Origin of the sequence: Flavihumibacter petaseus NBRC 106054 (assembly GCF_000974785.1) — a bacterium.
Lineage (GTDB): Bacteria > Bacteroidota > Bacteroidia > Chitinophagales > Chitinophagaceae > Flavihumibacter > Flavihumibacter petaseus.
In genome coordinates, this window is the sequence record NZ_BBWV01000001.1 from 964790 (window position 1) to 987327 (window position 22538).

Consider the following 22538-nt stretch of genomic DNA (forward strand, 5'->3'; position numbering starts at 1 on the left):
ATGAAACCCGCCCCGGGAGAGCGTTTCGCGATACTCCCGGCTTTACTTGCAAAAAAGAACTGACGCCACCTTTCAAAGCTTTTTTTCTTATTCAACCATCCGGGAGCCATTCCCTGTAAAAGTCATAATGGGCTCATCAGGGGTAATAATGGGCTCATTTAGGGCCGCTCACCCAGCACCTGATATTGCAACCCTGGGAAGGCACGGAGCTTTAATGCACAAAAAAACAAGCAGGTACATATGACAAATATCCTGCCATAGTTATTGAAATCCTGAAATTTAGTGGAGCAGCAGTTCACAGGGCTTGATGCCTGTATGCTTCTTGAAAGCTGTCGAGAAATGGGAGATGGAACTATAGCCCAGCATCATCGAGACCTCGGTGACGCTTAGTCCTTTTTCATACAGGAGGTAACGGGCATGCTCCATGCGCTGTACCTGGTAAAAGTCGAATACGGTGGTACCGTACAACTCTTTAAATCCTTTTTTCAGGTAGCATTCGTTGATGGCTACCTTCCTGCTCAGTTCACGGATGGTGATCGGTTCGCAGATATGCTGCAGCAGTACTTCCCGGGCCCTGGCGATCTTTTCCCGGTCGGTTTCATTGGCCAGGAATTTACAGGTGAATACCAGCTCTTCCTTTTCCCCTACCATGCATTCGAGACTGTACAACAGCAGCATCTGCATCTGGGCATTGATGAAGATATTCTCCATCGATCCGCTGTAATCGTGGCGGAGGAGGGTATCCAGCAGGGTGCGGGTGCGGCTGCACAGGGTGATGGCCTTGCTGAAGGACTGGGTGTGCCGGAAACGAATCACGTCGTCGGGAAGGCTTTTGCCGTTCGCGGCATTCGAAAACTGGGAAAGATGGGTGGGGGTGAAAACAAAACTCAGCACATCGACGCTGGCCACTTTGTTTTCGCATTTATCTGCCTGGTTGAATTTACACTGGCGGCATTCGCTTTCCTTTTCCTGGCAGTACATATTACCAGAAATGCAAAAGCGTAACTCCAGAAAATTCTCCTTGCTTTTTCCGCTTTCGCGGTTATACACCAGCATACCGATATCTTCAATGGACCATTGCGGCACTTTCCGGTACCGGTAGATGGTATACTTCACGGACCCCGGAATCTGCTGCTCTTTCTGCTGTAAAAGTTCCAGCTCATTGAACATTACAGGCTCCTTCCGGGCCATTGCCAGTATTTCAGCAGGTTGGGTCATCGGGTTGCAAAATTAAGGCAAATCCGGGGGTTCCAAGCCCGCTTTTTTGTACATTTGCCAATAGCCAATTTTTAATTACAAAAGAGCTTTCCGATAGTTTTCTATGAGCATAGAATCCCCCGAAAAAACGATAGAACAGCCGAGTTATGGTGCAGACAGCATTCAGGTACTGGAAGGTCTGGAAGCGGTACGGAAACGTCCCGCGATGTACATCGGCGATATCGGTGTAAAAGGTCTGCATCACCTGGTATATGAGGTGGTGGACAACTCCATCGATGAGGCACTGGCAGGTTACTGTAAGAATATCCTGGTCAATATCCATGAGGACAATTCCATCTCTGTTTCCGATGATGGCCGCGGTATCCCTACGGCTATGCACAGCAAAGAGAAGCGAAGCGCCCTTGAAGTGGTGATGACCGTACTGCATGCCGGTGGTAAGTTCGACAAGAACACCTACAAGGTATCCGGTGGTCTTCACGGTGTGGGCGTAAGTTGCGTGAACGCGCTGAGTTCAACCCTGCAGGTTACTGTACAGCGGGAAGGAAAGATTTTTGAACAGGAGTACCATATCGGTGTACCGTCTTACCCCGTACGGGAGATCGGCGTTTCCGACAAAACCGGTACCACCGTTCACTTCTGGCCCGACCAGACGATCTTCACCTCTACGGTTTACAACCGCGAAATCCTGGAAGGACGCCTTCGCGAACTGGCATTCCTGAACCGCCGCATCAATATCGTGCTGACGGATCTCCGGGAGCTCGATGAAACCGGAAAGCCCTACACGAATACCTTCTACAGTGAAGGCGGTATCGTAGAGTTTGTGGAAATGCTCGACTCGAACGCCAACCGTCAGCCGCTGATCGCCAAGACCCTCTATGTAGAAGGACTGGACGAGCAGTCGCATGTTGCCGTGGAAGTTGCACTTACCTATAACAGCGATTTCAAGGAACATATCTTCAGCTACGTCAACAATATCAATACCATTGAAGGCGGTACCCACGTAACGGGATTCCGTCGCGCCCTTACCCGTGTGTTCAAAAGCTACGGAGACAGGGAAGGGTTGTTTGACAAGGCCAAGATCGAAGTGGAGGGTGATGATTTCCGCGAGGGACTCAGCGCCATCATTTCGGTGAAAGTGCCGGAGCCCCAGTTTGAGGGACAAACAAAAACCAAGCTGGGCAACAGCGAAGTAAGCGGCGTGGTGGAAACCACCGTGAGCCGTGCGCTGGAAGCTTACCTGGAGGAAAATCCGAAAGAAGCTAAGAACGTCATCTCGAAAGTGATCCTTGCTGCACAGGCAAGGGTGGCGGCGAAGAAAGCCCGCGAAATGGTACAGCGTAAAACTGTACTGAGTGGCGGCGGACTTCCCGGTAAACTCGCAGACTGTTCCGAACGCGATCCTGAAAGATGTGAACTGTACCTTGTCGAAGGAGACTCGGCGGGTGGTACAGCCAAACAGGGCAGGGACCGTAACTTCCAGGCCATCCTGCCGTTGCGCGGTAAGATCCTGAACGTGGAAAAAGCGATGGAACATAAGATTTATGAGAATGAAGAGATCCGTAACATGTATACGGCGCTCGGCGTTACCGTAGGTACTCCCGAAGATCCGAAAGCACTGAACCTCGCCAAGCTGCGTTATCACAAGCTGATTATCATGACGGATGCCGACGTGGATGGTTCGCACATTGCTACGCTGATCCTGACTTTTATCTACCGGTACATGAAAGAACTGGTAGACCAGGGTTACGTCTATATTGCACAGCCACCGCTTTACCTCGTCAAAAAAGGTAAGGAACAGGCCTATGCATGGGGTGAAGAAGACCGCAGATCATGGGTGGAAAAACTTGGCGGCGGTAAAGATGACTCCGTAAACGTGCAGCGTTACAAAGGTCTGGGTGAAATGAATGCAACGCAACTGTGGGAAACCACCATGAATCCTGATACAAGGACGCTGAAAAAAGTAACTATTGAAAGCGCCGCGGAAGCAGACATGGTGTTCAGCATGTTGATGGGAGATGAAGTTGCCCCGCGGAGGGAATTCATTGAGTCCCATGCCAAATATGCCAAAATAGATATATAAATGTTTATTTTGATTAAATCCGGGTCCGGTTTTTGCCACTATGGAGATTTTGGCTAGCTTTCGTTCTAGTTCAGAAAATTATTCAATAACCCAATAAAATTATAGAGTTATGGCAGACATCAAGCTGACCGCATATAACGTGAAGACAAAAGAAAAAGGTGTGGAAATCAAGGATGCTGTGATTACCAAAACTGCAAGGGGTGGCTATATGGCGCAGGGAAATGACGGCAAGGGCAACAAGCTCACCACCATGCTCAACGAAGAAAAAGCGCTCGGCGCCATCAAGGCGGGTATCGCCAAACAAGGATGGTAATACATAGTGAAGTTTTTTAGTGAGAAGTGAAAGAAAATCAGTTTTAAAGTTTTCTTTCACTTTTCTTTTATCTCCCTCCCTCTTTTATCCCTCCCCCTCAACCATTGAAACGATTTCTCCTCTTCTGCCTGCTTTCGCTGACCGGAAGGATTTGCTTTGCCCAACCAACCGTTGACGGGCCCTATCATATCAATGGCAACGCCTCAAAAGAAAACTGCAATTGCTACACCCTGACGCCGAACCAGAATTTCATGTCAGGTTCTGTATGGAACATCAACAAGATCGATCTCCGTCAGTCCTTTGATTACAAGTTCGAGGTTTACCTGGGTTGCTCGGATGCCAGTGGTGCAGACGGGATGGCATTTGTGCTCCAACCGATCAGCACCAGTGTGGGTAGTTCCGGCGGAGGGATAGGATATGAAGGCATCACACCTTCGATCGGAGTAGTGATCGATACCTGGCAGAATACTGAAAACAACGATCCCTCGTATGATCATATCAGCATCAACCGGGATGGCGATATTCATCATTCCTCCGGAAACAATCTTTCAGGCCCTGTTACCGCGCTGGCCGGCAGCGAAAATATCGAAGACTGTCAGTGGCATGCGCTGCGGGTAAACTGGGATGCACCGTCTAAAAAAATCACGGTGTACATGGATGGTGTTGAGAGGGTTTCAACAGTGATCGATATGGTGAATGATGTATTCGGCGGTGATCCCGAAGTGTTCTGGGGTTTCAGTTCCGCTACCGGGGGCTCCACCAATCACCAGCGTTTCTGCACATCGCTGAATGCTGTATTTACTCAACTTCCCCAGCAGAATTATTGTGCACCGGCTGTGGTTAATTTCACGGATAACTCGCGGTCCTTCGGCAGCATCCTGAAATGGCACTGGGACTTCGGAGACGGATCCACTGTTGATGTTCAGAATCCTCCACCGCATGCCTATTCCACCCCGGGTAACTACACCGTCAAAAGTGTGATCCTCGGCAACAACGGCTGCTGGTCAGACACTTTCACGCAGATCATTACCATCGGTTCCATACCGCAGGCGGCGATCGATATGCCTGCCTCCATTTGTGAAGATGCTTCCTACACGCCCATGGATATTTCAACGGTCGCGTTTGGCACCATCAACCAATGGACCTGGAGTATCGGCAGCAACACCGTTACCACACAACAGGTGCCGGAACAAACTCCTGCAGCAAGTGGCAGCATTCCTGTTCAGCTTCGCGTGCAGACCAAAGAAGGCTGCGTCAGTGCGCCCGTTGCCAAACAACTGACAGTATTGCCGCGGCCTACGCTTACAGTCAGCGGTCCCTCAGCGATCTGCAGCAATGAAACGGCGAACCTGCTGGCAACCTCCACCAACCCTGCAAGCGATGTCTCCTCCTGGAACTGGGCGCCCGATGGCCCATCCACGGCAGCTTTCGCATTCTCCACCAGGACACCGGCCGATTACAATTTTTCCGTTACCGGAACTGCGGCGAACGGCTGTATCAGTGACGCGATGCCCTGGCAGGTGACCGTTACCGGTACCCAGGCCTATGCCGGCCGCGATACGGTAGTGGCCGATAACCAGCCCGTGCAACTGAATGGAAGCGGCGGTCCCATTCTGCAATGGTCGCCGCCTACCGGGCTCGACAACCCCAGCTCCCCCAATCCTGTTGCCACCATCGCGCACGACATGAGCTATGTGCTGACTGCTTCCACTTCCGTCGGCTGTTTCACCAAAGACACCATCAACATCAAAGTCTATAAGGGCCCTGAGCTGTACGTACCCAACAGTTTCACACCCAACAACGATAACCGCAATGATCAGTTCCGCTTCATTGCCGTAGGCATGCGGGAAATGAAATACTTCCGCATTTACAACCGGCTGGGGCAACAGGTCTACAACAGCCTGGCCAAAACCGGCTGGGATGGCACCTTCTCGGGGCAGCAGCAGCCTTCCGGCGTATACACCTGGATGGCCAGCGGCGTCGATTATAACGGCAAAGTGTATGTGAAGAAAGGAACATTGCTGCTGTTGCGGTAAGTCCCCCGCCCTGCTCCCAACTGCTGCTCCCTTCCCCTACCTGCATTCCGGGAACCTTAAGAAATTCAGACTATTGTTCTACGGCAAATTCTTCCGGTTGTTATTCGGTTACATTGATTCCCCCGATGAGCGGGAGGTATCTAATTTTCAAAATAGTGCAATTCATAAAACTGAGTGAAATGAGCCACCACACTATGTTTCAGAAGCGTATGTGTACTACTCGTTTAAATGCCGTTTTTTTAAACGGGTAAATTGTTAACAGGAAAAATCATAGCCGGGAAACCTGTTGAGCCGAAACCTGTTTAGTCGAAACTTATTTAGTCGAAACTTATTTAGCGTGACCCATCTATGCCCCTAAACCTAAAAATCTTTATGGTCTGCCGGAGCAACGTTTACCAGTACCTGCGTTGGCACATAAACACGTATTTACAATAGTCATATACAAACGTATTGTATAGTGAAATGCACTGTGGTGGCTCATTTCACTGAATTTTATGAATTGCCCATTTTCAAAAAAACAGCTCCCTTCTCCGCCAAGGCTTCTGCCTAAGCGGCGCTTCGGCAGACGAAGACGAAGGGCATAGCCCACCTTCGCTAAAGCTACTGCCTTCACTAAAGCTTACTGATGATTTTCCCCGGACAACCGTAAATTCATACCTTCAGTTCATCACCAACCACGTACATTAGATAAACCATATGAAATACGCATTTCTAACTATTGTCGGCCTATCAGCCATTCTGGGCGCAGCCCAGGCCCAGCAAAAGGGAGATCCCAAAGCAACAGAAGTCTGGACGCCCGTTCCTGCCAAAGTAGATCCAGGAAGTGCAACCAAGGCACCCAGCGACGCCATTGTACTTTTTGACGGCAGCAACCTGAACCAGTGGGAAAGCGCCAAAGGCGGCGCACCTGCTGAATGGAAGGTTGCAGACAATGCCTTCACCGTAAAACCCGGCTCAGGAGATATCCGCACGAAAGAAAAATTCGGCGACTGCCAGCTGCATATCGAATGGAGAACACCATCTGTAGTACAGGGAGAAGGACAAGGCCGCGGCAATAGTGGCATCTTCTTCATGGAGCGCTATGAACTGCAGGTGCTGGACAACTACGACAACGTCACTTATTCCAACGGCCAGGCTGGAAGTATTTACAAACAGGGCATCCCCCTGGTGAACGTCTGCCGCAAGCCCGGTGAATGGCAAACCTATGATGTGATCTTCACCGCACCGAAATTCAACGCAGACGGTTCACTGGCCAGCGCGGCACGCATTACCGTATTGCAAAACGGCGTATTGGTGCAGAATAATTTCGAACTGAAAGGGCAGACAGAATATATCGGTAAACCCACCTATAAGCAGCATGGACCGGGTTCGATCCAGTTGCAGGATCACGGCAACGAAGGCGGCTTCCGCAATATCTGGATCAGGAAGTTGTAACCCGGCACGGTATCGAAACCAAAATATTCTTTGCGACTTTGCTCCTTTGCGTGCTTTGCGCGAAACGCCTGCCGAAACGCCAGCGACGGCAGGAAAAAATCCCTCACGAAAAAACAGCTGTGAGAAAAATTTCTAGCGTGAAAAGAAAGAGGCGGCACTCCATGGTGCCGCCTTTTTTTATACAAAAATCTAGCGTGAAATAAGGTCGCTTCCAAAATAAGGCTGCAACGCCGCGGGAACGCGTATACCGTTTTCTTCCTGGTTATTTTCCAGCAACGCCGCGAGAATCCGGGGCAGCGCGAGGGAGCTTCCGTTTAAGGAATGCGCCAGCTGCGGCTTACCGTTGCCGTCTTTGAACCGGATCTTCATGCGGTTGGTCTGGTAAGATTCGAAGTTGGATACAGAACTCACCTCCAGCCACTTCTGCTGCGCAGCGCTGAACACTTCGAAATCGTAGGTGAGCGCTGAAGTAAAGCCCATATCGCCGCCGCATAACCTAAGAATGCGATAAGGCAGTTCCAGCGACTGGATAAGCTTCTCTACATGCTCTACCATCGTATCGAGCGTATCGTAACTTTTATCGGGATGTGCGAGCTGTACGATCTCCACTTTATCGAATTGGTGAAGCCGGTTGAGACCGCGTACATCCTTGCCATAACTGCCGGCTTCCCTTCTGAAACAGGGCGTATAGGCAGTCATCTTTACCGGCAGATCGGATTCTTTGATGATCTCATCCCGGTAGATGTTGGTTACCGGCACTTCTGAAGTGGGAATGAGATAGAAATTATCAACCGTAGCATGGTACATCTGACCTTCCTTGTCGGGCAACTGACCGGTGCCGTAGGCAGAGGCCTCGTTCACCATCAGGGGCGGCTGAATTTCGGTGTAACCAGCAGCAGTATTGGTGTCCAGGAAGTACTGGATCAAGGCGCGCTGCAGTTTTGCACCCTTGTTTTTGTAAACGGGAAATCCGCTGCCCGTCAGTTTGTTGCCGAGTTCGAAATCGATCAGATCATATTGCTGAACAAGATCCCAGTGCGGTTTTGCATTTGCCGCCAGTTGTGGCTTGACACCACCTTCGCGCACCACCACATTGTCTTCCGGAGTACGGCCGGCGGGAACCAGTTTGGACGGCAGGTTGGGGATCTGAACAAGGATATCATGCTGTTGTTTCTCGATGGCATTCAGTCCGGCTACGTCCTGCATCTGTTGCTGGGCAGCCGCCACTTCCGCCTTGAGTTTTTCCACCGCTTCGGTATCGCCATTCCGCATCAGGTTGCCGATCTCTTTCGAAGCGCTGTTGACCCTGCGCTGCAATTCATCCCTTTCCGCCTGCAGCTTCCGCCGCTGGTCATCCAGTGCGATCAGCTCGTCGATCAGTTGGGGGGATGAGAAATGCCGCAAAGCCAGTCTTTCCTTCACGAAATCGGGATTCTGCCTGATAAAATTCACGGATAGCATCTTTTCAATATTTGGCGCAAAGATAAGCGCCAGGCCCGGTTATCTTTGTGCCATGAATCTGAATGATGATCTCCAGGTCCGCTGGTGGAACCTGGAAGCAATACTGGTAGAGCGTTTTGGAAAGAAACCCGACCTGGAAACCGTCCTGTTCCTCGTAGGAATACAGGAATTCGGAGAGATCCGGGAAAAATTCAGCAAGGAACAGAAGCAGGACCTGATGCATGTTGCAGTCTGCAGCCTGTTGTCACAAAGTGGCTATTACGAACTGGAGGGCGTGGACAATGATGGCTGGCCCCATTACCGGCAACTGAAAGCACTGCCCGAACTGAATCCCATCGACCAGGAGAATTTCATCAAAGACCACGTATTATTATATTTCGACAAGATTGGATTCAAATGACCCACCGCTTTTTCCTTTTTGTATTACTCCTTTTTGCATTAGGCTTTTTGGCCGTATCCTGTAATCCGCGCATAGCCGACGGCGTCAGGAAAAAAGATCTCCGCAAAGATGTGCTGTTACAGACTTCCATGGGCGATATCCGGCTGCGGTTATTCAATGAAACACCGCTGCACCGGAACAATTTTATCCGCCTCGTGAAAGAAGGTTACTATGACAGTATCCAGTTTCACCGGGTGATCGATAATTTCATGATCCAGGCCGGTGATCCGAATAGCAGGCGGGCGACGGATACCACACAACTGGGGGAAGGCGACAAGCCCTATACCATTCCGGCGGAATTTGTGCCGTCTCTTTACCATAGAAAAGGAGTACTGGCAGCAGCTCGTATGGGTGATGATGTGAATCCAAAAAAAGAAAGCAGCGGCAGCCAGTTCTATATTGTAGAAGGGAAAAAATTCACGGATGCAGGCCTGGATTCTGTTGAAGTATTCCGGCTGAAAGGCAGGAAGATTCCGGCCGATCAGCGCGCGGTGTACAAAACGGAGGGCGGCGCGCCCCACCTGGATCAGAACTACACGATTTTCGGCGAGGTAATCAGCGGAATGTCAGTAGTAGAGGCCATTGCCGCAGTACCCACGTCGGGAAGAGAAGGTGGTGACCGGCCGCTTCAACCGGTTCGTATTGTCAAAGCGCGTTTGGTAAAGCAATAATTCCAATTTCTTCCCCATATTTGCAGGACTAAATTTCACATGATGAACATTCCAGAAACGCTCCGCTACACCAAAGACCACGAATGGATTTCCCTTGAAGGCAATATCGCTACAATCGGCATTACTGATTTTGCCCAGGGCGAATTGGGTGATATCGTGTATGTAGAGATCGAAACAGTGGGTAAGCCCCTGGAGGCTGAGGCCGTATTCGGAACAGTAGAAGCGGTGAAAACTGTGAGTGACCTGTTTCTGCCCGTTTCCGGAACAGTTACTGAGGTAAATCCCGCGCTTTCCGGAAGTCCCGAGCTGGTGAACACAGATCCCTATGGAGAAGGATGGATGATCAAAATGAGCGTAAATGACCCCGCAGACGTAGCAGCCCTGCTCGATGCGGCCGGTTATCGCCATCTTGTTGGATAATTATGCTGGCGCTTCTCCGAAAAAAGATAGTCCCGATCGGCTGGCTGATATGCATGCATATCCTGTTGCTTTTTCCGCACCAGGGTATGCCGAAGGAGGATATCCGCCTGTTTCCCCATTTTGATAAGGTGGTCCATTTCGGATTTTATTTTCTGATCGTTTTTACCTGGTGCTTCTATCTTTTTGTAAACGGGGAGTATTCACCCCGGCAAAAAAGGAATTGGGGCATTTTTATCACCGTGCTGGCAATACTGGATGGTATTGCAGTCGAGTTTCTGCAGCGCAGTGATTTCATTCAGCGGGACTTTGACTGGTTCGATGCACTTGCTGATGGAATTGGTGCCATATGCGCACTGGTGGCGGTTTTGCTGGTAAGTCCTCACCTGCCGGCACAAAAAAAGCCCCTGTAGAAACAGGGGCCGTAACCAAAACTAACTGCTTATGAGAAAATTGACTGCTTATGTGAGAGTCAAAAAAATTGATTCGTGTTTGTATATATAACGCAAAAGCGTTGCCAAAAGTGTGCTGCCAAACGTTAAAGAACTTTGAAATCTACCTTCCACATTTTCTTTACTGCTTCAGATCGACAACACAAAGAAACGACAGGTTTCGCAACTGTGAAACTAACGGTGGGTTATTTTTAAAATAATTAACAGCGCAGCCCGCGCCAGCACTGCTTTTCTCTACTCTTCAGGCAGAAACTTACCACTTGTGGGTATATATTATTGGAAAAAAAGTTGTATTATATAAAGGGTGCTGATGGCACCTTTATTTTTTACCGCCAAACCTAGGGAAAGGGGGGGGGGTGGACAGTTTGAAGTTTTAGGTTTGGAGTTTGAGGTTAAGGTTAAGGTTTGAGGTTTCTGTCGTCTGGCTGTGATGATTACTTCGAAAGTGCGGACAGTATCTTCTTTTCAAAATACCGCAATTTGTAAAACTGAGTGAAAGGAGCCACCAGACTGCGTTCTAAAGCCGTATACGTAATAGCCGTATACAACACCCTAAGTATTACGGGTACACATTCCAGCTGGTAAGTTATCGGAAAGTTCCGGATGGAAAATCTAAATGGGCTACGCACGGAAATGTGTCCTGTGCCTTATCGCCAGAATAGCCATTAAGAGCAAGAGCCTGTTTTTGCCTTCTTACAAAAACCGTCTGCAACGCATACGTTTGTGAAACGCAGTCTGGTGGCTCATTTCACTCGGTTTTATGAATTCTCCGTTTTTAAAAAAGCATCTCCCTCCTTCGCTAAAGCTTCTGAGGGCAAAGCCTATCGGCAATACGTCTGAATACGGAAATTCGGTTATGGAAGACAGTTTCATACCGGTCTGATAGTAGTCTGGAGGAGACTACCTTGACACTAGGATAAGCCTTGTTTTAGCGGTCAAACGCAATCAACGAAACGCCGATCCGGAAGGCGGAACCCTACTGCTGGGCCATCTTTCCGGCATTTTCCTGGAATTGCAGCTGATCGATGAACTCCTGGATATCACCGTTGATTACCGCATCCAGGTTGTAGGAGGTCAGGTTGATCCGGTGATCGGTCACCCTACCCTGCGGATAGTTGTAGGTACGGATCTTGGCACTCCGGTCGCCGCTGCTGACCAGGCTCTTCCGGTGCCGGGAGATCTCTTCTTCCTGTTTCCGGACCTGCTCCTCATATAGTTTGGTCCGCAGCATCTGCATCGCTTTCTCCCGGTTGGCCAACTGCGTCCTTTCCGTCTGGCAGATCACCACCGTACCCGTGGGTATATGTGTAAGCATCACCTTGGTTTCCACCTTGTTTACGTTCTGTCCGCCCGCACCGCCGCTTCGGGCCGTTTCCATCTTCACATCAGCGTCACGGATCTCCACATCCACTTCCTCTGCTTCAGGCATTACTGCAACCGTCGCAGCACTGGTATGCACCCTGCCGCTGGCTTCCGTAGCCGGCACCCGCTGTACCCGGTGAACACCACTTTCAAACTTCAGGATACCATAAACGTCATCGCCCAGCACTTCCACGTTTACTTCCTTGTAGCCACCAACAGTACCCTCGCTTTCGCTGAGAATAGCCGTCTTCCAGCCGCGGCTGTTGCAATACCGGAGATACATGTTCAGCAGATCACCTGCAAACAGGGACGCTTCATCACCACCGGTTCCGGCGCGGATCTCCAGGATCGCATTTTTCTCATCCTGCGGATCTTTGGGGATCAGCATCTGCCGGATCGAAGCTGCAAGGGCAGTTTCCCTTTCTTCAAGCTCCGGGATCTCTTCCTTGGCCAGCTCACGGAGCTCTTCATCATCCCCCTGGAGCGCTTCCCGGTAAGAAGCCAGGTCATTCAGAACAGTGCGGTACTCGCCATAGGCGGCAACGATCTTTTCAAGGCTACGGTATTCCTTACTCATTGCCCCGAATTTCTTGTTGTCGCTAACGATCTCGGGATTGGTCAGTGCTACTCCCAGATCATCGAAGCGGGCCTTTATCGCATCAAGTTTGTCCTGCATAATTCCTATTTTGCCCCAAATGGTGTGCAAAATTAACTGAAATAGACGCATGAAGATTCGAAAATTGAAAGCAGACAGGCTCTTTACAGGGGAAGACTTTGCACCGGATGATTTTGTACTGATCGCAGATGCATCAGGTAAGATCCTTGACCTGGTGCCTGGAGACTATGCGGGGGAAGATATTGAACAGCACGACGGCATCCTGGTGCCGGGATGGATCAATGCCCATTGCCACCTGGAACTCAGCCATATGGCCGGACAGATCCCCGAAAAAACCGGCATGGTGCCTTTTCTGCTGGCGGTGATGCAACATCGTGTCGACAGGATCGCCCGGCAGGAAATCGCCATGCAGCAGGCAGATGAAGCGATGTATGCAGAAGGCATTGTGGCCGTTGGCGATATCTGCAATTCGGCCGATACTGTTGGCGTGAAACAAAACAGCCGCATCCGCTACCATAATTTTATCGAGACCAGCGGATTTGTACCGGCAGGTGCTGCAACACGATTTGCCGCAGCAAAAAATATCCTGGGTGCATTCGGCGGACAATCCCAAACAGCCATTGTACCGCATGCACCTTACTCTGTTTCTCCTGAATTGTTCAGGATGATCTTCGAAGAATACACACAACTCTCTACCATGCACAACCAGGAAAGTGAAGCAGAGAATGATTTCTTCCGGGAAGGAAATGGCCCATTCCGCGACCTGTTTGCCGCCATTGGTGTGTCACTCGATTTTTTCCAGGCACCTCAACAGAACAGCCTGCCGGCTGTTGCACCGCTCCTGCAGGCCGCCAGGCAATTGATCCTGGTACACAACACAGTTACCGCCCCGGAAGATATCCTGGCACTGCAGGAACAGGCGCCGCAAACAGCATTATACTGGTGCCTTTGTCCGCTGGCGAATGAATACATCACCGGAACACTCCCTCCTATTGACCTGTTCCGCAACAGGCAACTGAATATCTGCCTCGGAACGGACAGCCTCGCTTCCAACTATCGTTTAAGCATAGCCGAAACAGTAGGGTTCCTGGAGCAAAGATTCCCGCAGATTCCCCAACCCGAAATTTTGCATTGGGCAACACTGGGTGGCGCGAAGGCGCTGCAACTGGAACATGCATTTGGTTCATTCGGAAAAGGAAAATCACCCGGCATCGTGTGCTACCAGGCAGGCGTCAGCAAAAGAATTCTTTAAATTCCGTCTGAGGGTCATCTGGTGCTCATCCCAGCACTTCCTGCAACACCGGCAGGGATCGCAGGTTTCCGAAACCGGGCAGGTGCAGGGCATAGTAAGCTTCCAGGGCCTGCAATAACTGTCGTCGCTGCTGCCCGGTCAGTAATATCGCTTCAAGTTCGGAAGGCTGCATCACTTTCAGCAGCTGACTGATCACTGCTGCGGGTGCCGGATCCAGGAAGCGTTGGTGCGCCGGCTGTTCCCTCGTAAAAACACCTTCTTCGAGGTCAAGGTAGAAAGCGCCCTCTCCCCTGGCATCAGCGATCCGGAATCCGAAGAAATTTGCCAGGTGAATCGCAAAGAAGACCGGGTAATTGGCAACGACAGCAGGTGTGGTCTTATCCAGTTGCTGCAGGGCATCTTCCATGAACGCAAACAACGGTTCGTTCTCTTCGGGTTGGGTAAGACATTTTTGCAGGAGCTCCACCATGAAAGTAGCGACGGAAGCTTTGAAAATATCACTATAGAGGTGCGCATAGATGGTATCCCAGTGATATTCTTTAATGCGGTGAATATTCTTCTGATCCTGGTGGTAAACGACAAGGTCAAGCAGGGCGGCCGGCTGGAAAGGATTGCCCTTCGGTCCGGTTTTTTTAGTGGCTGTCCGTATACCATTTACGATATAGGATTGCAGCCCGAAGCGTTCGGTAAAAATGGCCACAATTACGCTTGTTTCCCCGTATTTAACCGACCGCAAAACAATTCCTTTCGTGGGAAAAAGGGTCATGGCAGTTGAAATCGATGCATTGGTGGTAAAGTTAGTCCGAATCCGCTGAAATTGCTTTCTTTGCGGGCAATCAACCCTGTTATTATGTGGCAACAGCTTGGCAAATTCATTCTTCGTTTCAGGATCCCCCTGCTGATCATCCTGCTGGTACTTACAGCATTGATGGGATGGCACGCTTCGAGGGTACAAATGAGTTATGAATTTGCCAAAGCCATCCCAACCGATAATCCCAAATACCGGGATTATATGGCATTCAAAAAACAATTCGGGGAAGACGGCAGCCTGCTCGTGATCGGCATCGAGACGCAATCGCTGTTCACAGATACGCTGTTTAACGACTACGCACAGTTGCAGCAGGAGCTGAAAAAAGTGCCCGGTGTGGAAGAGATCCTGGGTATTCCCGGTGCAGTGACCCTTGTAAAAAATGACAGCACGGAAAAACTTGTCGCCCGCCGCCTGTTTCCGGATCCTCCCCTTGACCAGTCGATGATTGATTCCGGCGCCGCCATCTTCCGCGACCTGCCCTTTTATGAAGGCATATTGCACAATCCCGCCACCCATGCCTACCTGATGGGGCTCAATATCAACAAGGATATTCTCGCGTCACCAAGGCGGACGAAAGTAGTAGGGGATATCGTAACGCTGGCAGCGACGTTTGGGAAAAAGCACGGACTGGACATGCACTACAGCGGCCTTCCGCTGATCCGCACACAAATTGCAGACCGGATCGCGCGGGAAATGAAATGGCTGCTGATCGGTTCACTGGCTTTATCGGCGATCATCCTGCTCGTATTTTTCAGGAGCTTCAGCGCCATGCTGTTGTCCCTGGCCGTGGTGATCATCGGTGTGATCTGGAGTGTAGGAACCATCGAATGGCTGGGTTTCCGCATCACCCTGCTCAATGCCCTGATACCGCCGCTGATTGTCGTGATCGGCATACCCAACTGTATCTACTTCCTCAACAAATACCATAATGCCTGGCTCGAGAGCCGCGATAAACAACAGGCACTGGTCACCATGGTTGCCAAAATGGGGATCGTGACGCTGTTCTGTAATATCGCCGCGGCTATCGGCTTCGCTGTATTCGCACTCACGAAAAGCGCCATCCTGAAGGAGTTCGGGATCGTTGCGGGTTCCAATATTTTTATTCTCTTTTTCATTTCGCTGATCCTGATCCCGGCTGTTTTAAGTTTTCTTCCGGTGCCGAAAGAAAGACATACCCGTTACCTGGAAAATCCTTCATTGCTGGCACTGCTCGACCGCCTGGAAAGATGGTCGCTGAACCACCGCCGCACCATTTATGGCATTACCGCCGTTATGACAATTGCAGCCCTGCTGGGAATGATGCGCCTGCGTTCAGAGGGTTTTATTGTAGACGACCTTCCGAAAACAGACAAGATCTATGCAGACCTCAAATTCTTTGAACATCATTTCAGGGGAGTGATGCCCCTGGAAATTGTGGTGGATACGAAGCAGAAAAACGGGTTGCGGAAAGCACCACTTGAACTGTTCAGCAGGATCGATTCTTTGTCACAATCCATTGCCGGTAACCCTGACCTGGCGCGACCGCTCTCCATTGCCGAAGGGATGAAGTTTGCAAAGCAGGCCTACTATGATGGCGACAAACGGAACTATGCCCTGCCCAACAGCTTTGACATCGGATTTCTGGCCGGTTACCTGAACCTGAAAGGGAACAGCAGCACCGGTGAAAAGAACCAGCTCACCAAACTGGTGAGTTCCTTCATGGATTCCGCCCGCCAGCAAACCAGGATCAGTGTCAACATGAAAGATGTGGGCAGCAAACGGCTTCCCCAGATCCTCGACAGCATCAGGGCCAAAGCCGATACCTATTTTGATTCCACGAAGTACCGGGTGACGATGACCGGTAGCAGTATAACTTTCCTGGAAGGAAGCACCTTTATCATCAACGGCCTTAAGGAAAGTATTTTCTGGGCGTTCCTGCTGATTGCCTTGTGTATGATCTATCTCTTCCGGTCGCTGCGAATCCTCCTTTGTTCCCTGATCCCCAACCTGATCCCGCTGATCATTACCGCAGGCGTTATGGGCTGGGTGGGTGTTGCCCTGAAGCCTTCCACCGTTTTGATCTTCAGCGTAGCATTGGGCATTGCCATTGATATCACGATCCGGTTCCTCGTCAATTACAAGCAGGAAAGTGAACACAGTGATGCACCTCCGGTTGAAGTAGTAGTGGAAACCATCCATTCCACCGGCATCAGTATCATTTATACGTCGCTGGTGCTGATCGCAGGGTTTGTTATTTTCTGCTTCAGCGGGTTTGGCGGCACACAATCGCTCGGCTGGCTCACATCGCTCACGCTTGTTGTGGCAACGGTTACCAACCTGGTGCTATTACCCGCCCTGCTGATTGATCTTTCGGGGAAGAAAAAAGCGCCGAAACAATAACGCTTATTTCAATATTTCACTGAGTTTCTGTTCGAGGTCAAATCCACGGAGATTTTCAGCGATCACCTTACCGGCGGGATCAACCAGCACATTAAAGGGAATGGCATCAAAACCATAAACCTTTACTGCTTCGCTATCCCAGTATTTGAGGTCGCTCATTTGTGTCCAGGTGAGTTTGTCTGCAGCGATTGCCTTCTGCCACAATTCTTTTTTCTCATCCAGTGACACGCCGAGAACAGTAAAATTCTTGCTGCGGTATTTATCGAAGGCCCGCACAACATTGGGGTTTTCTGCACGGCAGGGCCCGCACCAGCTTGCCCAGAAATCCACCAGCACATACTTTCCGCGGAAATCAGCGATGGAAACATTTTTTCCGGAGGGGTCCTGCATGGTAAGGTTCGGCGCATCCTTTCCGACCATTGATTTGGCAGCCTGCTGTTTTTCCATTTCAGCACGTTGCTGTTGTTGCTGGTCATAGGTTTGCTTCATTGTTTTCAGCATCCCGTGTTCCGGATATTTCTTAACGGCATTGTTGAGTGCCATCCCGAAAGTGGAGTCATCCAGCACACGTGAGGAAATACCCAATGCAAACAAGCTCACAGCGGGGTTGCTGGCGCTATTGATAAACTGTTTCAGATAGGTCTGGATGCCGGTGATCGCGGCAGTGCGCTGATCAGCGATCACCTGAACGATACTATCCGCTGCGCCGGCCTGATGCAGGCTGTCGGCCCGCATGGAAACCGCGTTGATGTCACGCATTTTTTTGGTGTACTCATCAATGAAAGCGCGCAGCTGTTCACTTCCTTCAGAGCCTTTCACCGTGTAAAAATCTTCTTTCTTTTCCAGGTCAAGTTTAACCTGGATATTACTGCCATCGTTGGTCAATAACACTACCGGCCCGTCTTCAACGGTCAGCTGGTATAACCCGGATTCCTTCGCCTTGCCATGCAGTTCAACACTGCCTTTATCTCCTTTCAGGCTGGCAGAATCGAGGATCAGCGGAGCAGTGGCTGCGCCAAAAGGAATCTCTTCCAGCAGGAAACGCCTGTCAGGTTTGGGAGCGAGGCGGTCACCATGTTCAAAAGAGACGGCAACAGTAAAATCACCACCAGTGCTTTTTTGCTCGCAGGCTGTCAAAATGAAGGCAGCAGCAAGCACGGGTATAAAACGGGCAACTAAATTCATGAAAGCGACTTTAAATTGTTTCGTTGAGTTTTTGTTCGAGAACGGTGGTAGTCATTTTCGGGTCTGCCTTTCCTTTGGACAGCTTCTTGACCTCCCCCATAAATAATCCGATAAGGCCTTTTTTCCCTTTTTTGTATTCGGCAACTTTATCCGGCATCCTGGTCAGCACTTCCGCAACCCACTGTTCGATTTCACCAGCCCCGGCATTCTGCAGGAGGTTCAGGGAAGTCGCTAACTGAAGGGGATCGGCGCCGGTATTGTCAACAAGTGCGGGCAGCAGCCGCGAAGAAGCACTGGAGAAACTGATTTGCCCCGATTCGACGAGTTCCACCAGTTTTGCCAGTGCTGCCGGTTTCAGGGGAAACTCAGCAATGGTGGCATTATGGTCATTCGTCCAGTTTTTTACAGGCCCCAGCAGCCAGTTGGAAATGGCCTTATAGTGTGTGGTATTTTCAGCGGTAGCTTCAAAAAAGGTAACGACGTCGATATCATCACTGAGGATACGGGCATCGTATGCCGGCAGCTGGAAACGGGATTCAAATCGCTCACGGACGGCTTCCGGCATTGGTGGCATGGCCTGTCGGATCGCCTGGAGGCGTTTTTCGTCTACGGTAAACACCGGCAGATCGGGATCGGGAAAATAACGGTAGTCATTCGCTTCTTCCTTACTGCGGAGGGCAAACGTGGTGCCGTTTTCCGCATTAAAACTCCGGGTTTGCTGAAGTATAGTTTCGCCCTTTTCCGCCATCTCCATCATACGTTTTGCCTCGAACTCGATGGCTTTCTTCACGTGCCGGATAGAGTTCAGGTTTTTCACTTCCACCTTGGTGCCGAGTTTTTTATCTCCCCGAAGCCGGATTGATACGTTGGCATCGGCACGCATGCTCCCCTCTTCCATATTACCATCACAAATGCCGAGGTAACGCACGAGTTTCCGGATTTCAGTCAGGTAGGCATAGGCTTCATCGGCGCTGAACATATCCGGCTCAGAAACGATTTCGATCAGGGGTACGCCGGCCCGGTTATGGTCAATTGCCGTCTTTTCCGGATCTGCATCATGGATGCTCTTACCCGCATCTTCTTCCAGGTGGATATGGTGCAGCTGCACGACCCTTTCCGTGCCGTTGACGGTGATCTTCACGCCGCCGCCCTGGCAGATATTGTTGATGTGCTGGCTGGTCTGGTATCCTTTCGGCAGATCGGGGTAGAAATAGTGTTTCCGGGCGAACCAGTTCACCGCGCTGATGTCACTGCCGCAGGCGAGGCCCATGCGGATGGCAAATTCCACTGCCTTTTCATTTAACCGGGGCAGGGTGCCTGGGTAGGCCAGCGTGATCGGGCTGATATGCGTATTGGGTTCACCGCCGTAAACAGCAGCGTCGCTGCAAAACAGTTTCGTATGGGTAAGCAGTTGCGCATGAACCTCCAATCCGATAACGAGCTCATATTTTTCGGGTAATCCGGTCATTGGGCAAATGTACGAAGTGTATACGGCCAGCCAAGGCGATTGCCCAAAGGAAACCTTAAAGGACCCGTGGATTCAGCCTGGTTTCCACGGGATTACCCACCGGATCATTTAACAGCCAGGTTTTCAGGTCATTTTCCTGCCATTTGTTCCGGGGCGCCGTGATCCGGGCACCATCCGCAACATAAATGACGGTCATGACCTCCCGCATGTCGGTGGAGCGGTTACCGGGAGCATTGTGGATCGTATAGCCATAATGCCAGGTGGCGTCTCCCGCATTCATCGTTTCGGGCCGGCTGATAGGGAAATTGTTATTCCTGACGTAGGCATCAAATTCAGCTTCCGATTCATCAGAGATCTCGTAGTCGAAAATGGCTCCTTTGGTATGGGATCCCGAAGCAAATGTCAGCATGCCCATATCGACATTGATATCTACCAGGGGCATCCACATGGTTACGGTATTATGGGTATCCACCGGCCAGTAGTACTGATCCTGGTGCCAGGGCGTGGGGCCGCCACCCGGTTCTTTGAACAGGGCCTGGTCGTGATAGATGCGAACATTCTCCACGCCCAGCAGGTCAGCTGCAATTTGGCCAAACCGCTTTGCCAGGGTAAACTGCCGCACCTGCGGATCATTTACCCAGAGGTTCATGATCTGCAGAAATGCTTTGCCGTAGGTATCCCGGTCTTCCAGCTTTCTTTTTTCTGTATTATAGGTCGCCGCAGCATCCCTGATCACCTGCCGGTAAGCCGCAACTTCATCGGGACTCAGTATTCCGGGAAGGAGGATATGTCCGTCGTGGCGAAAAGCGTCGTGCTGTTCCGGGCTGGTAATATAAGTAGCATCGAGGGTGGGGAGGGCAATCGTTGGCATGGCAAAAGGTTGAATCAGTTAGGTGATACAAAGGAACACAGGAATGTCCCGGTAAAAAATGACGGCGAATTCCATTAATTGACCTAAATTATCCGCCCAAACCAGATTTATGCTGATTTCGGAGAAAACGCGCAAAATCAAGCCTTCATTTGAAGCAGTCCCGCTCAATGGTTCACAGTCTTTCCAGGTAAGGGGATTTGTGCTGGAAGCCTTTGACGCCCAGTACCATTTCCATCCCGAATATGAGTTGACGCTGATTGAGAAAGGGGAAGGAAAAAGATTCGTGGGCAACCACCTTGACCTGTTTTTTGAGGGAGAGCTCGTATTACTGGGACCGAACCTGCCACATTGCTGGCGAAACGACCCGGTAATAAAAGGCTCGGTGAATGCTATCTCGGTGGTGGTGCAGTTCATGCCTGACTTCCTCGGGGACCAATTCTTCTCGAAACCGGAGTTGGGAAGAATCCGGCAACTCCTGGAAAACAGTCATACCGGGCTGATCTTTCCGGCAGAGGGCAATGCATCCGCAAGGCAAAAGATGATTGTCCTGAACGAAACGGAGGACTATTTTGAAAGGCTGGTTTTACTGCTTGCCCTGCTCCAGGAATTATCGTTCCGTGAGGACAGCATGCCGCTGGACACATCATCCAGGAACAGTCGCCGGCCCAACGCGGAGCAGGCGCGTGTTACGCCGGTGTTGTCTTATATCATCGACCATTTCCGGGAAGAATGTACCCTACAACAAGCAGCAAAGGTGGCCAATATGACCACCAATGCATTTTGTAAGTATTTTAAGAAGACCACCCGTAAAACGTTTATGGAGATGGTGATCGACTACCGGCTCAATTATGCCATGGCACAACTGGTGCATACTGATAAACCTGTTTCCCATATTTGTTTTGAGAGCGGATTCAATGACATCACGCACTTCAGCCGGATGTTCAAAACAAAACTAAAATCCACTCCCCTGCAGTACCGGCAGCAATTCCGGAAAGAAATGCAACTCCTATAGTTCTGCGGTTTTCAGCTTACGCGGGATCTTGAGATCCGCCTGCATTTCTTTCCCGTCCCGCAGGAACTTTACCGGCATGGATGCTTTTTTTGCCTGTCTTGCAGCACGGGTTATGGTTACCAGTTCATTCACACTGTTTACCGGTGTGGCATCCAGCGCGATGATGATATCATCTTCTTTCAGTCCGGCTTTTTCGGCTGCAGATTCGTCATCAATATCCAGCACTTTTACGCCTTTGCCATCGTCGGTGTCCTGGGCTTTGATACCGATCTTCATTTCCCTTTCGTTCCAGTTGTAGTTGTAATTGTAGTTGAAATCAGGCACTTCAAAATTGAATGCTTCTGCATGTTCCCTGCGGCCCAGCGTGGCAGTGGTTTTTGCTTCCTTACCGGCGCGCTTATAGGTAACAGTTACCTTGTTGTCCGGCTTCATTTTCCCGATTGTTTTGCTTAGCACTTCCGGGGAAGTAATCACGGTTTCGTCAACCTTTGTAATGATGTCGCCCTGTTTCAGTCCGGCTTTTTCGGCTGCACTGCCATCTGTTATTTCGGTGATCACCACACCACCTTCTGTTTTATCGGAACCAACACCGAGAAATGCACGGTCTTCGCTGGTATTAAAGTAATAAAGATTATCGCCATCGGGCAGCGTCATGGCGTTTCCCTGGAAGGCTGACCGCGGTGTTCTGGGCGTGGCAAGACGAAGGGTCCTGCCATCTACGATCTCAATATCTTTTTTGAGAACAGCAATGTCTTTGTCGTTGAAGGACGAAAGCGGTTTGCCGTTCACCACGATATTGTCACCCTTGAGTTCAATTACGACCTTGATGTCTTTCGGACCCTTGTCACCCTTTTCACCTTTGTCACCCTTTTCGCCTTTATCCCCTTTATCGCCTTTATCGCCTTTCCATTTGATGATCAGCTGATCATATTCACCCAGTTGATCTTTCTGGACAGTAGCAGGTTTTTTCTGAGCAGAAAGTGCTCCTGATGTAAGCACCAGGCAAGCCAGCGCCAGGCCGGTTAACACGTTTTTTTTCATAAATAATTATTTACGGCTGT

The 22538-nt window shown here is 50.4% G+C and carries 19 protein-coding genes; 11 read left to right on the forward strand and 8 right to left on the reverse strand.

Annotated features, from left to right (window positions below):
- Positions 1-279: 279 nt before the first annotated feature.
- On the reverse strand, positions 280-1218 hold the full coding sequence (locus FPE01S_RS04150; RefSeq protein WP_046367594.1) for a helix-turn-helix domain-containing protein: 939 nt from the start codon (positions 1216-1218) through the stop codon (positions 280-282).
- Between the two features lie 103 nt (positions 1219-1321).
- Between FPE01S_RS04150 and gyrB the strand changes: the two genes are divergently transcribed.
- The 4 genes from gyrB (at position 1322) to FPE01S_RS04170 (ending at position 7081) form a co-directional block, all read left to right on the forward strand.
- Positions 1322-3298, forward strand: coding sequence for a DNA topoisomerase (ATP-hydrolyzing) subunit B (gyrB, locus tag FPE01S_RS04155; RefSeq protein WP_046367595.1), 1977 nt, complete (start codon positions 1322-1324; stop codon positions 3296-3298).
- A 109-nt stretch (positions 3299-3407) separates the two neighbouring features.
- Positions 3408-3611 (forward strand): hypothetical protein, encoded by a 204-nt coding sequence (locus FPE01S_RS04160; protein WP_046367596.1) that lies wholly within the window; start codon positions 3408-3410, stop codon positions 3609-3611.
- Positions 3612-3715: 104 nt separating this feature from the next.
- Positions 3716-5647: a T9SS C-terminal target domain-containing protein gene (locus FPE01S_RS04165; protein ID WP_046367597.1), complete on the forward strand. Its 1932-nt coding sequence runs from the start codon at positions 3716-3718 to the stop codon at positions 5645-5647.
- Positions 5648-6343: 696 nt separating this feature from the next.
- Positions 6344-7081, forward strand: coding sequence for a 3-keto-disaccharide hydrolase (locus tag FPE01S_RS04170; protein ID WP_046367598.1), 738 nt, complete (start codon positions 6344-6346; stop codon positions 7079-7081).
- A 189-nt stretch (positions 7082-7270) separates the two neighbouring features.
- Here FPE01S_RS04170 and serS read toward each other — a convergent pair whose 3' ends face one another.
- Positions 7271-8542, reverse strand: a complete 1272-nt coding sequence (gene serS, locus FPE01S_RS04175) for a serine--tRNA ligase (RefSeq protein ID WP_046367599.1) — start codon at positions 8540-8542, stop codon at positions 7271-7273.
- Positions 8543-8594: 52 nt separating this feature from the next.
- On the opposite strand from serS, the gene FPE01S_RS04180 reads away from it, so the two are divergent.
- The 4 genes from FPE01S_RS04180 to FPE01S_RS04195 are packed head-to-tail and all read left to right on the forward strand — an operon-like array spanning position 8595 to position 10482.
- Positions 8595-8942 carry a hypothetical protein gene (locus FPE01S_RS04180; protein ID WP_046367600.1) on the forward strand — a complete coding sequence of 116 codons (348 nt, stop codon included), beginning with the start codon at positions 8595-8597 and terminating at the stop codon, positions 8940-8942.
- Positions 8939-9652 carry a peptidylprolyl isomerase gene (locus FPE01S_RS04185; protein ID WP_072053949.1) on the forward strand — a complete coding sequence of 238 codons (714 nt, stop codon included), beginning with the start codon at positions 8939-8941 and terminating at the stop codon, positions 9650-9652. Before FPE01S_RS04180 ends, FPE01S_RS04185 begins: the two co-directional genes overlap by 4 nt.
- Before the next feature lie 39 nt (positions 9653-9691).
- Positions 9692-10072, forward strand: coding sequence for a glycine cleavage system protein GcvH (gcvH, locus tag FPE01S_RS04190; RefSeq protein WP_281176191.1), 381 nt, complete (start codon positions 9692-9694; stop codon positions 10070-10072).
- A 2-nt stretch (positions 10073-10074) separates the two neighbouring features.
- Entirely contained in the window at positions 10075-10482 is a 408-nt protein-coding gene (locus FPE01S_RS04195; protein WP_052955496.1) for a VanZ family protein, read from the forward strand.
- A gap of 1015 nt (positions 10483-11497) precedes the next feature.
- Here FPE01S_RS04195 and prfA read toward each other — a convergent pair.
- Positions 11498-12559, reverse strand: a complete 1062-nt coding sequence (gene prfA / locus FPE01S_RS04200) for a peptide chain release factor 1 (RefSeq protein ID WP_046367602.1) — start codon at positions 12557-12559, stop codon at positions 11498-11500.
- 49 nt (positions 12560-12608) lie between these two features.
- Between prfA and FPE01S_RS04205 the strand changes: the two genes are divergently transcribed.
- The gene (locus tag FPE01S_RS04205; RefSeq protein ID WP_046367603.1) at positions 12609-13751 is read left to right on the forward strand and encodes an amidohydrolase family protein; all 1143 of its coding nucleotides are present in this window, start codon (positions 12609-12611) and stop codon (positions 13749-13751) included.
- Positions 13752-13776: 25 nt separating this feature from the next.
- On the opposite strand, the gene recO is transcribed toward FPE01S_RS04205, so the two are convergent.
- Positions 13777-14517: a DNA repair protein RecO gene (gene recO / locus FPE01S_RS04210; RefSeq protein ID WP_046367604.1), complete on the reverse strand. Its 741-nt coding sequence runs from the start codon at positions 14515-14517 to the stop codon at positions 13777-13779.
- Positions 14518-14601: 84 nt separating this feature from the next.
- On the opposite strand from recO, the gene FPE01S_RS04215 reads away from it, so the two are divergent.
- Positions 14602-16941 (forward strand): efflux RND transporter permease subunit, encoded by a 2340-nt coding sequence (locus FPE01S_RS04215; RefSeq protein ID WP_046367605.1) that lies wholly within the window; start codon positions 14602-14604, stop codon positions 16939-16941.
- 3 nt (positions 16942-16944) lie between these two features.
- Here FPE01S_RS04215 and FPE01S_RS26195 read toward each other — a convergent pair whose 3' ends face one another.
- From FPE01S_RS26195 to FPE01S_RS04230, 3 genes are read right to left on the reverse strand one after another with little or no spacing between them, the layout of a single operon-like run.
- Entirely contained in the window at positions 16945-18126 is a 1182-nt protein-coding gene (locus tag FPE01S_RS26195; RefSeq protein WP_052955497.1) for a TlpA family protein disulfide reductase, read from the reverse strand.
- Positions 18127-18136: 10 nt separating this feature from the next.
- Positions 18137-19594: an Asp-tRNA(Asn)/Glu-tRNA(Gln) amidotransferase subunit GatB gene (gatB, locus tag FPE01S_RS04225; protein ID WP_046367606.1), complete on the reverse strand. Its 1458-nt coding sequence runs from the start codon at positions 19592-19594 to the stop codon at positions 18137-18139.
- 55 nt (positions 19595-19649) lie between these two features.
- Complete coding sequence (locus FPE01S_RS04230) at positions 19650-20465, reverse strand: phytanoyl-CoA dioxygenase family protein (RefSeq protein ID WP_046367607.1); 816 nt, start codon at positions 20463-20465, stop codon at positions 19650-19652.
- Between the two features lie 109 nt (positions 20466-20574).
- On the opposite strand from FPE01S_RS04230, the gene FPE01S_RS04235 reads away from it, so the two are divergent.
- The gene (locus FPE01S_RS04235; RefSeq protein WP_052955498.1) at positions 20575-21477 is read left to right on the forward strand and encodes an AraC family transcriptional regulator; all 903 of its coding nucleotides are present in this window, start codon (positions 20575-20577) and stop codon (positions 21475-21477) included.
- Here FPE01S_RS04235 and FPE01S_RS04240 read toward each other — a convergent pair.
- The gene (locus FPE01S_RS04240) at positions 21472-22518 is read right to left on the reverse strand and encodes a PDZ domain-containing protein (RefSeq protein ID WP_046367608.1); all 1047 of its coding nucleotides are present in this window, start codon (positions 22516-22518) and stop codon (positions 21472-21474) included. The genes FPE01S_RS04235 and FPE01S_RS04240 overlap by 6 nt on opposite strands.
- Positions 22519-22538: the final 20 nt, after the last annotated feature.